The organism is Flavobacterium hercynium (genome assembly GCF_002217285.1).
GTDB classification, from domain to species: domain Bacteria; phylum Bacteroidota; class Bacteroidia; order Flavobacteriales; family Flavobacteriaceae; genus Flavobacterium; species Flavobacterium hercynium.
Window position 1 is genome coordinate 24,897 of sequence record NZ_MUGW01000040.1, and the last position, 10,633, is coordinate 35,529.

The 10,633-nt window shown below is 29.0% G+C and carries 13 protein-coding genes and 1 tRNA gene; 3 read left to right on the forward strand and 11 right to left on the reverse strand.

What is annotated here, in order from left to right:
- Window positions 1–72: 72 nt before the first annotated feature.
- The 6 genes from B0A66_RS17625 to B0A66_RS23265 all read right to left on the reverse strand — a co-directional run bounded on the left by B0A66_RS17625 (window position 73) and on the right by B0A66_RS23265 (window position 5,192).
- Window positions 73–912: a helix-turn-helix domain-containing protein gene (locus tag B0A66_RS17625; RefSeq protein ID WP_208862603.1), complete on the reverse strand. Its 840-nt coding sequence runs from the start codon at window positions 910–912 to the stop codon at window positions 73–75.
- Window positions 913–1,311: 399 nt separating this feature from the next.
- Complete coding sequence (locus B0A66_RS17630) at window positions 1,312–2,436, reverse strand: Kelch repeat-containing protein (RefSeq protein ID WP_089051177.1); 1,125 nt, start codon at window positions 2,434–2,436, stop codon at window positions 1,312–1,314.
- A 26-nt stretch (window positions 2,437–2,462) separates the two neighbouring features.
- Window positions 2,463–3,014, reverse strand: a complete 552-nt coding sequence (locus B0A66_RS17635; protein WP_089051178.1) for a DinB family protein — start codon at window positions 3,012–3,014, stop codon at window positions 2,463–2,465.
- Between the two features lie 56 nt (window positions 3,015–3,070).
- Window positions 3,071–3,577 (reverse strand): Crp/Fnr family transcriptional regulator, encoded by a 507-nt coding sequence (locus B0A66_RS17640; protein ID WP_089051179.1) that lies wholly within the window; start codon window positions 3,575–3,577, stop codon window positions 3,071–3,073.
- The gene (locus B0A66_RS17645) at window positions 3,578–4,801 is read right to left on the reverse strand and encodes a hypothetical protein (RefSeq protein WP_089051180.1); all 1,224 of its coding nucleotides are present in this window, start codon (window positions 4,799–4,801) and stop codon (window positions 3,578–3,580) included.
- Between the two features lie 298 nt (window positions 4,802–5,099).
- The gene (locus B0A66_RS23265) at window positions 5,100–5,192 is read right to left on the reverse strand and encodes a GIY-YIG nuclease family protein (protein ID WP_089051181.1); all 93 of its coding nucleotides are present in this window, start codon (window positions 5,190–5,192) and stop codon (window positions 5,100–5,102) included.
- 393 nt (window positions 5,193–5,585) lie between these two features.
- On the opposite strand from B0A66_RS23265, the gene B0A66_RS17655 reads away from it, so the two are divergent.
- Genes B0A66_RS17655 through B0A66_RS17665 form a run of 3 tightly spaced genes read left to right on the forward strand, consistent with a single transcriptional unit; the run spans window position 5,586 to window position 8,143 of the window.
- Window positions 5,586–6,815, forward strand: coding sequence for a hypothetical protein (locus B0A66_RS17655; protein ID WP_089051182.1), 1,230 nt, complete (start codon window positions 5,586–5,588; stop codon window positions 6,813–6,815).
- A gap of 15 nt (window positions 6,816–6,830) precedes the next feature.
- Window positions 6,831–7,628: an alpha-ketoglutarate-dependent dioxygenase AlkB gene (locus B0A66_RS17660; RefSeq protein ID WP_089051183.1), complete on the forward strand. Its 798-nt coding sequence runs from the start codon at window positions 6,831–6,833 to the stop codon at window positions 7,626–7,628.
- The gene (locus tag B0A66_RS17665; protein WP_089051184.1) at window positions 7,625–8,143 is read left to right on the forward strand and encodes an endonuclease V; all 519 of its coding nucleotides are present in this window, start codon (window positions 7,625–7,627) and stop codon (window positions 8,141–8,143) included. Before B0A66_RS17660 ends, B0A66_RS17665 begins: the two co-directional genes overlap by 4 nt.
- Before the next feature lie 339 nt (window positions 8,144–8,482).
- On the opposite strand, the gene B0A66_RS17670 is transcribed toward B0A66_RS17665, so the two are convergent.
- The 5 genes from B0A66_RS17670 to B0A66_RS17690 form a co-directional block, all read right to left on the reverse strand.
- Window positions 8,483–8,692: a helix-turn-helix domain-containing protein gene (locus tag B0A66_RS17670; protein ID WP_089051185.1), complete on the reverse strand. Its 210-nt coding sequence runs from the start codon at window positions 8,690–8,692 to the stop codon at window positions 8,483–8,485.
- 3 nt (window positions 8,693–8,695) lie between these two features.
- Entirely contained in the window at window positions 8,696–9,232 is a 537-nt protein-coding gene (locus B0A66_RS17675; protein ID WP_089051186.1) for a DUF2975 domain-containing protein, read from the reverse strand.
- Window positions 9,233–9,621: 389 nt separating this feature from the next.
- On the reverse strand, window positions 9,622–10,185 hold the full coding sequence (locus B0A66_RS17680) for an adenylate kinase family protein (RefSeq protein WP_089051187.1): 564 nt from the start codon (window positions 10,183–10,185) through the stop codon (window positions 9,622–9,624).
- A gap of 145 nt (window positions 10,186–10,330) precedes the next feature.
- Window positions 10,331–10,402 (reverse strand) — tRNA-Glu (locus B0A66_RS17685).
- Window positions 10,397–10,633: GIY-YIG nuclease family protein (locus B0A66_RS17690; RefSeq protein WP_089051188.1), on the reverse strand; the 237-nt coding region annotated here is incomplete at its 5' end. The genes B0A66_RS17690 and B0A66_RS17685, both read right to left, overlap by 6 nt.

Genomic DNA, 10,633 nt, shown 5'->3' on the forward strand with positions numbered 1-10,633 from the left:
AGATTGATTCACTTTTAAAACATTCCAAGTTTATAATAACGGAGTCCGAATGTATATTTTAGGAGTAGAATATCACTCTTTTTGGAAATTTGAAGGCGTCGTACCCGTGATTTTTTTAAAGGTACTGTAAAATGTACTGCTGGAATTAAATCCTGATTCAAAACCCACAGCATCTATTTTAAATTGATTACTTTCTTTTAAAAGTCGCTTGGCTTCATCAATTCGGTATTCATTGATGAACTGAGCAAAACTTTTATTTAAATTGTCATTAATAAATTGCGATAGCAATTGAGGACGAATATTTAATTCTTTTGCTAAAAGTGATAAAGTCAGATCAGGATTAGTATAAATCTTTCTAGTTTCAAAAAGCACATCGATTTGTTCCTGAATTTCTTTTACTACTTTATCTTCTATTTTGTTGAGGTACTTTTCTTTATTCGTGACAATTAATGTTTTGTTTTTTACATAAAAAAGCAGAAGAAAGGAAATGTAAAAACTAAAAGAAAAAGTCAAAGATCCGGAAATATACGACGTGTATCTGGCTAAAGTATACGAAAGCCAAATGGCAGAAACACCAAAAATAACAGATAATATCCAGGTTTCATGATAACTAATTTGATTGCGGTTAGTTGCTAACTTCTTGAATACTTGCCTAGCTTCGTAAATGGATAATACAATAAAAACAAACCATTGAATATTTATCGAGTAATAGATTATTCCTTTCCATGTTTCAGCGTACACTTTATACGGGAAAAGAAAACCAAGTACGCTTATAGTTGTAAATGCTAAAAGAAGACTGTATTTTGCAAATGAATAATTAAGATTCTGCAATATAGATCGAACATAAAAATAGAGTAGAGGACCAATAAAAAAACAAGCAGACAAACCTATTTGCAAATACGTTTTTGACAACTGGTGATTAAAATTAAAAAACACCGATTTTCCTATCCTTACACTTAGCGACAATAATAAAAGTCCAAGAAACAAATCAGATTTGTTTTTATTCTGCTTGAAGAACAAAAAATAAAAACTCAAAACAATACTATTAAAAACACCCAGAGCGCTGAGAAAAAATAATATTTGAGTGTTAATATTCATCAATTAGATAGATTGCTTTCTTTTGGGAATTGGTTACAGTTACCTTAAATATACTCGCTAAAAAAGCTCGGGTAATTTTTTTACAATACTACATAAAAATATCAATATGGTAAGTGCGTTTTACTATTTTTCAGAGGATCTGTTTTTCGAAAATTTCCCGAGAGAAATAACAATAAAAAACTCCTTAAGAAATTAAAGAGTTTTTTCATTTTTTTATCTTGCATCTTCAACAAATACAGAATTTCCCCATGCATTTTTTGTACCGTCTGTAAGATCTTGCGCCTCTCCATTAATCCATAATTTTGCGACATGTCTCTCGATGTCATTTTTTTCATACCCTACTACATAAACATTTTTTTTATGTACATATACTGCAGTGGCTAGAGAATGATTTTTGCCATTAGTAAGATTTTGAGCTTTGTTATTAATCCATAATTTTGCCACTTCTATTCCGTTTATAGTTTCATTACCAGCAATGTAAACATTGCCTTTACTAACAAATATTGATCTTGCAAAAGTATTATTGCTGCTGTCAGAAATATTTTGAACTTTGCCATCTATCCATAATTTTGCTATATACTTATCATTTTCTATTTCATATCCTGCAGCATAAACAATACCGTTCTCAACATATACGGAGAGTGCAAACGCACTATGATGCCCATCGGTTAAATTTTGTGCTTTCCCATTTTTCCAAATTTTTGCGACATTCTTATTATTGTAACGCTGTTCATCTCTATCTCCACTTCGTTCATTACCACAAATGAAAACATCTCCCTTGTAAATAAACATCGAAGATGCATCTACCCAATTTTTACTTTTAATCACATCTGTTGAAATTCCGTTTTTCCAAACTTTGATGATATAATTAGTTAAGTCATATCTGGCTCCTAAAACATAAACATTATTATCTTCTATGCGCACTGAACTTGTGTAACCGTTTTTTATTCCATCTGTCAGTTTTTGTGTTTTTCCATTTTTCCACATAGTACTCACATGTTTTTCATGAGGTAAAATATTACCTACTACATAAACATCTTGGTTTTTGACCACTACATCATTAGCATCTGAATAAAACTCGCTATTTTCTAATGGAAGATCTTTTCCGTTTTTCCATAATTTTGCAACGTGTTTTATGCCAACTTCATCGGACATTTCTTCGATTGAACTCTCAAATTTACTATCGTTATACTCATATCCTGCAACATAAATGTTTACATCTTTTGTGTTGTTTTTTGGACTAACAAGCGATTTGTTTGTCTTACATGCTGAAAACAATACGATGATTGAAAGAGCAATTATTATTTGATTGGAGTATTTTTTTAAATTTGATTTCATCTATTTTATTGGTTATATTTTATTGGTTATATTTTATTTTTAGCAACTTGTATTCGGTCTATTTGGTTTAGATGTCTAATAATGTGGTTGATGAAAAAATGAAAAGTGTCGCCCAATCTTAGCTTAATGAGACTTGAAATAGAAGTTTTAATTTTTACTTTATTTAAACTTACATTTCTGGATCGATTTAACAAGTCCAGAAGTTTGATTTGTTGGTTTATAAAGCGATCAATTACCGATTTGTCTAGTTGGGCATTCAATGGATTTTTGTCTTTAAAAGTTTTCATTTTATTTAGCTTTTCTTTCGGTAACATACTTTTTGCAAAGTAATTCCCTAAAACACCGCTTTTAAATTCAAGGTCAGTTTTAGTAGTTGAATTTTTTATTTCATTTTCTATTTGCGGCAAATAAAAGTCGCCATATAAATTCAAATGTTCCAAACATTCCAAAATGCTCCACGAAATTTCGTTTTCTTTCCACGTTAACGTATTCAAGTCATAACTTTGTAGTTTTTCTGCTTGGTTTATAATTTGTCTTGATTGCTCTAAAAGCATTTGGATTAATTTTTCTGATTGCATGATTTAGATTTTTATTCAAAATTGCAAAAAGTATTATTTATAAACCTTGATCGAAATCAAGACTTTTTTAGTCGTGATAAAGTTTCGGGACTCATTCTTAAATAATTAGCAATATGCCTGTTTGGAATTTCCTGAAAAAGTTGCGGGCTTCTTTTTAAAACTCTTTCATACCTTTCTTTTGGTGAATTTGTCAGGATATCAATTTCACGTTCCATTTGCTGAATTACCAAATTTTCTAAAATTTTTATCCATAGATTTCTATTGCTTTCTGTTTCTAAAAATTTGTCTATTTGTTGTTTGCTTACAACTCTTACAACCGTTTTTTTTATCGCTTGAATAAATAAGTCTGAAGGTTTGCCTGTCAAAAAAGAGTCTAAGGAAACAATTAAATTTTCTCTGTAACCAAATCTGATTGTTTGTTCTTGATATTCGTCTAAAACAAAAATCCGCACACTTCCACTTTCTACATAATACAAATTGGTATCAATGCTGCCTTTCACTTTTAGAAATTCGTTTCTGTCGATGATTATTGTATTTTCCGAAAGTGCAATGATTTCTTCCATTTAATATTTTGTTGTAGGTTTCGGCGTGCTTGCAGTCGAACGCTTGATAGTACTTTTAGCGTTAGTTTTTTGTTTCAAAATATACAATCCCGCATTTTTTATAATAGGATCAACAATTCCCGTGCTATCGTTCATATAGCCGCCAATATTAATAGTATAATCTAAAAAAGCCACTTTTGATTTTGTTCTCAAATGCTTGGGTAATTCATATAAATATAAATCGTTCTTACATTTAGAATCCTTAAAATATTTTATTGCTTTCTCTTTGAAAAATAATTTTTCGTTGTTATAAGTAATTTGATAATACGCCGTGTTAATAAACGATGGAGAAACCCAATCTGGAAGGTTAAAGTAACCTCCTGTCAAATAATACTCGTCTTTTTTGCGGGAAAGCAACTCAATTGAATTTGAACTTTGGTAATCAAACTTTTGCTCCTTTAACAGTTGTGAAGTATACATTTTTAGATAATCATCATCTATTTTTTCACCAATCTGTTTTGTAGAATAAATTCCGCTTTTTGGATCTTTTAATACAATTAATTTTTTATCCGCGAATTTTGCTGGGAAATTTAAAAAATCAATCTGACCTATGGTATCATTTTCCACTAGACTACTTCCAGAATGCGTAAATCTGTAATCGCCTTTTTGCGAGAATAACAAAATCCAATTATTTTTTATTTTAAAATACATCGGATAATTCTGTGCCCGATAATCAAAATTCCTATCAGTATCATAAACGACCATTTCGGCGTCATTGTAATATTTTTCAAAAAGTATTTTAAAATCGGTATTTTCAATTTCGTTTTTAGAATTTAGGATTTGCGAAAACTTAGTATAAACTAGTTTATTTCCTGAAAAATCATACACTCCATTTTCTGCAAATACATACGGTATAAAATTTGCGAAATCAAATACAGAAGTATATTTTTCTTTTTCTAAATCATCTGATATAATGATGTTCCCTAAATAATTATATTTTGTTAGACCTTTATCATTAGAAACGTAATAATCATTCTTTAGACTATCATATAATATTGGAAAAGAACCAATCAAGGGTACAATTTCATAACTTTTAGATTGCGGTTTTTCTATCAGGCTTTTAAAATTCTTATAACTTTTTGGCTTAAAAAAATCATTTGTAGATATATTTTGGGTTGTGCATCTGTCTAAAAACAATAACATCAAAAGAGTAGTAATAATCAAAGAATAAATAATTTTTTTCATGTACTTATAATACCAGGAGTTTTAAACAAAAGTATACTTTTTCTGATAAGATTTTTTGCTTAATTCCTAACTTTTATACCTAACAGGTCTTCAAGACCTGTTAGGAAATACCGTTAAGATGCGTTATCCTAACAGGTTTTTGAAACCTGTTAGGTATCTAAGGAATTCAAACCAAATATGGTAATAATAAGAATAAGAAGAAAATCTGTGTAAATCCGCGTTTTCGCAGAGCGAATCAGCATAATCCGCGTATCATAAGAAAGCAAATTAATATTTTTGCCTAATCCTCAACTTTTGATCATGATCCTATTCTATCTTCTAAATTAGAAGTAAAGCCAATGTAAAATTTGTTTTTGCTTTCGCTAAATAGGATGTAAACAGTGAAATTCATAAAATAGATATAAAGCAAAAAACTCCAAAATCAAATGACTTTGGAGTTTTTGGAATTTTGTGGGCGATATGTATCTGTTTTTAAACCATTTTTTACACGATTTGAAGAAATTAAACATTACAAAATAATACATTATAATGTTTTGTATGCTTATCAACTCACTAGACAAGCTTCGGAGAAATCTGAAGCTTTTCTTGTTTTTTTTCTTCTTATCAATAAACATTTACACTATTTATTGATACAGATAGATTTCTAAATATATCTTTTCATCATTTCTAAATATAAAAAGGTTAAACTACTATCTGGAATATTTATTTCTGTAATAAATTAATTATATATTAGCCCTTAAAACGCAGACTTGTAACTTAAGCTAAAGAAGAAAATACATAAACAATGATAGCATTACCCGGCGAAAACATAATCTCTAAAGACAAAAATATTCTTATTGTTTTAGAAAAAAATACTAGCTCAAACTTAGAGCTTAACAACCTGATTGAAAAATTTTGTGGAATCGTAGTAAATGATTTTTCTGAAATTAAAACTTCATTAGCTGACAAAATAATTTATGTGTGCGGAGATATTGATCAACTTGACAACAACGACCATACTTTTTATGTAATCAAAGAATTATCTACAAATTACCAGAATTATAAAGATAATAATTTACAATTTACAACTTTAGGAGAAGTTCCGCTTCTTATCAGTAATGTAGGGATCTACTATAGAAATATGTTTGGTGACAGTGATTTTTTTAATGCAATTAAATCTGAACATTTATTTCAGGAATTAACAGAATCAAACAAAGAATCGAAGGCTTTAAGAAAAGGTATTTATTTAACAGAAATTGAGAAAGAGGAAAAAGATGATTCAGAACTGCTTCATTTTCGCCTTTTAAGATGTTCAAGTAATTTTACCGGGCCAACAGACAACTTTAGAAAAACGGATCAAATTATTGTAAATACTTTAAATAATGCAATTAAATATACTTTTGAAAAAGAAACAAAAGTTAATCATGTTCTAGCTCAAATTTATGAGAATAAAATAAAAAGTGATGACAATGCAAAAGAGGTTAAGTCTAAAATAAAAGCACATTCTGACAAAACAAAGGATATGTCCAAAGATGGCATTATTGCTTTCTGTACATTCTATGATAAATCCAATTTTGACCACTTGACACAATCAAAAGAAGATCGATACGATTGGTTTTACAAAAAAGCAAGCGGACTAACAAAACTTCATTTTAAATTAAAAAATACTGTATCTGATCTAGATTTAGAAAAGGAATTCAGTGTTACTTTGTATCCAAATTCAGCTTTTTTAATACCTCTTTCTACCAATAGATTATACACTCATGAAATTAAGCCTTCTGTCTTAAATGTAGATCAAATTCCAATTAGAATGGGTTATGTTGCGCGCTGCTCAAATTTAGAAGCTGTTTATATGAATGACCAAACCTATATTAAAGAAAATAACAGTTTTATTAAACTTGAACAAATGACTTCAGATACAATGATTGAGCTCAGGAATTCATATTACGAAGAAAATATCAGCGAAAAGAAAATAGAATATGGAAAAATTCATTTTAGTATGAACTCTGGTGATTACGAAAAACCAATATTTTAATCTGAGAAATAAATAATGGACAATTTAGGCTTTTATAAAATTACACTCCCCTTCGAAAAAAACTTTTTTGGGGAATTATCAAATTCAGTAACTTTTGAGACTATCACTAAGGGTAGAATTGGTAATAATTTAGTTCATATATCGGATCATAATGTTCCAATCACAAGAACAACCAGTGTTTATAATATTCCAGCTCATGATTTTTCTCATTTACACCATCAAATTATAGCGTCTCTAAATACTGAAATACAAAACAATTCAGTTGAAAATTTACAATTGGCAGATTTTAATAATGCACTTATAGAAATTTATGACTGTAATTATTCTAAAATGAATTATCACTCAGATCAATCTTTAGATTTAGAAGCTGGTTCTTTTATTGGTTTATTTTCATGCTATGAATATCCTGAAAAATTAATAGAAAAGAACATCCGTAAACTAAAAATTAAAGATAAAGTCAGTAATGAAGAATTCGAAATTCCGCTAACACATAATTCTATCATCTTATTTTCATTAGCAACCAATGAAAAATTTCTTCATAAAATTATACTGGAATCTACTTTAAGTAAAAAGAAACTTGAAGCTGATAATAGATGGCTTGGAATTACTTTTAGAAAATCAAAAACATTTATACATTTTAAAGATAATTTACCGTATTTATCTAATGGAAAATTATTAACATTAGCCGATGAGAATCAAAAAAAGGAATTTTATACTTTAAGAGGACAAGAAAATAACAATTTAAATTTTGTTTATCCGATATTATCATACACGTTAAGTACCGGTGATACAATGAAACCAATAGGATTATGATAGAGAACTTTGTGCTTTTGGCATTCGATACTTATTATTTTGACGGAAAGGCAAAAACTGTTTGTATTGAATTTAATAAATGGAATGATAGTAATGATTATAAAGTACATTCAGAAATAATTGATAATATTGAAGAGTATATTCCAGGAGAATTTTATCGAAGAGAATTACCTTGTATTTTAAGTCTTTTGGAAAAGATGAAGTTAAAAAATATTGACGCTATTATTGTCGATGGGTATATTTATTTGGATGATGATAAAAAATATGGTTTAGGAGGACATTTGTATGAAAAATTAAACCAGAAGATTCCAATTATTGGCGTGGCCAAAACTAATTTTGCATCACTAAATAAGGACAAAAAAAGTTTATTTAGGGGTGATAGTAAAAAACCACTTTTTATCACTGCAATCGGGATTGATTTAGACGATGCATTTGAAAAAGTCAAAAGTATGGCTGGTGAATTTAGATTTCCTGCCTTATTAAAAGAATTAGACAGGTTAACAAAAGAAATATAAATAAATCATTCACAAACAACTTTATAATAATCCTCAAAAATTTGGTTAGATATTTTAATTCACTTTTTTGAACAATAAAACTCCTTAATTTCTTAAGGAGTTTGTTGATGGAGTGTCAGGGACGGCAATCGAACACTTGACACTAATTTTGGTATTTTTAGGAAATATAAATGCAGTATTTGGTTAAAATAAGGCAGGACATTAACTTGTTGCTTGTAACTGGCAGTAGTGGATCAAAGCGGATTGGGTTCTCCGCTAAGAGAAAATTTCTTCATGAAAATGAAATGTCAATTTATATAAATCTCCTCAATGCAGTTAGCGGTTGTTAGCGGTAGTTGTTTACTTATCGTTAATATATTCTAAAATGTCAGCTGGTTGGCAGTCCAAAGCTTTACAAATAGCTTCCAAGGTGCTAAAGCGGATTGCCTTTGCTTTTCCAGTCTTTAGTATTGAGAGATTAGATAATGTCAAGTCAACTCTTTCAGAAAGTTCATTCAGAGAAATTTTTCGTTTCGCCATCATTACATCTAAGTTTACAATTATTGGCATAGCTTATATTGTTAAGTCGTTATCGTTTTGGATTTCAACTCCCTTTTGAAAAATTGTCGCAATAATATAGACTACGGCTGCCATCAATATAAAGGCTTGATTGTCTACCCAAAACTCGTTTAAGCTGTTGATAACATAACCATTATGCTGTAGGTCTTTAGCTGTTTTTCGTGCTATATAACTTAATATTCCAATGGATACAGTAAAATAACTAATATATGAAATTTGTCTTGCAACAAAACTGGTGAAAGGTTTTGACAAATCAATTTTGTGCATCAGTTTAATAACTGTGTAAAATAGGAAAGCTTTTAAAATTGAAATGATTAGCACAAAGCTATAAATACCGAAAAATGCTAATTTACTGTCATTATACATTTCACTTAAGTCTAATTTTTGATAAAGATTTTGGACAAACTCAGGATTATACAAACTGACGAAAAAATTTACGATCAAGCCTCCCGCTTCAATACATAAACCAACGAAAATAAGCCAAGCCACAATATATAAGCCCCAAAATACGAAGTTGTTTGTTTTTGACATAATTATTTAAATTAAAGTTATATGTCAAAAATAATAAAAATTTATTGATAAACAATAAAAATGTGTTATTTATCAATTTTTAGATGTAATTTGTTTTTTTAATAATTTAAATTTTGGACTGTTTAGCTTTTCTCATTTTTTTTGGTAATTTATGTTGAAGTCTATTACCTATATTAGAAAATGCAAAATCTAAATAGCAAGCAGTTCCAAGTTTCTTTACACCATTGTTCATGACTTACATCTAAACGATATATTTGTTTTTGCTTTCGCTAAATAGGATGTAAACAATGAAATTCATAAAATAGATATAAAGCAAAAAACTCCAAAATCGAATGACTTTGGAGTTTTTTAATTGTTTGGTAAATCGACAATTAAATAAATACTAATGTCTATAAATTATCTTTAATTCGTTTTGTTATTTCTTCAATTGTACCCATTCCTTCAAAAGTCAAAACTTTGATTTTTGACTTCATATATTCGATTGCGGGTCTGGTTGAATTTTCAAAAATTTCAATTCTTTTAATATGGATATTGGCATCCTTGTCATCTTTGCGATTAGAAGTTTCTGCTCTTTTTTTTGCTCTTTTTAAAAGTTCTTCTTTTGGAACATCAATATTAATTACTTTTCCAATTTTCAGGTTTTTAGACTTAACGAGTTCTAATAAATCATCTACTTGCGGCTCTGTTCTTGGATAACCATCTAAAATTATTCCTTTAGCATTTATATTCTCATCCAATATTTTACTGAAAAGCTCTTTTATTGTAGAATCAGGAACTAAATCTCCTCTTTCTTCATATTCAGACATTATTTTTCCAATTTCCGTTTCGTTTTGTTTTTCAAAACGGCATCTGTCTCCAGTAGAAATATGTTCAAATTTAAGTTCTTCTTTTAAAATTTCACACTGAGTGCCTTTTCCTGAGTATGGAGGGCCAGTAATTATTAATACTTCCATTTTATTTATAAAGTTTTTAATTCTCTTTTGGTTCTTAAAGTTATCATTGATCTATTCAAAAATAACAAGGAACCCCAAATTTACAAGAAAAACGAGTTACTTTTTGAACAAAAAAAACTCCTTAATTTCTTAAGGAGTTTGTTAGTGGGCGATGAGGGGTTCGAACCCCCGACCACTTCCGAAGAAATCGGAATGCTCTGAACCAGCTGAGCTAATCTTTGTTCTGTATTAATTCTTGAATTTTAATTCTGCTTTTCCAGGATTTAATTTGCAATTCTCTTTTATGTGCAAGCTCTTTTGATTGATAGTTTTCTGTGTAAACAATTTTCCAGTCGTTAACATTTCCTGTAAAGCCTTTACTTTTTTGATTGTGTCTGATGATTCTATCTTCTAAATTAGAAGTAAAGCCAATGTAAAATTTGTTTTTACTTTCGCTAAATAGGATGTA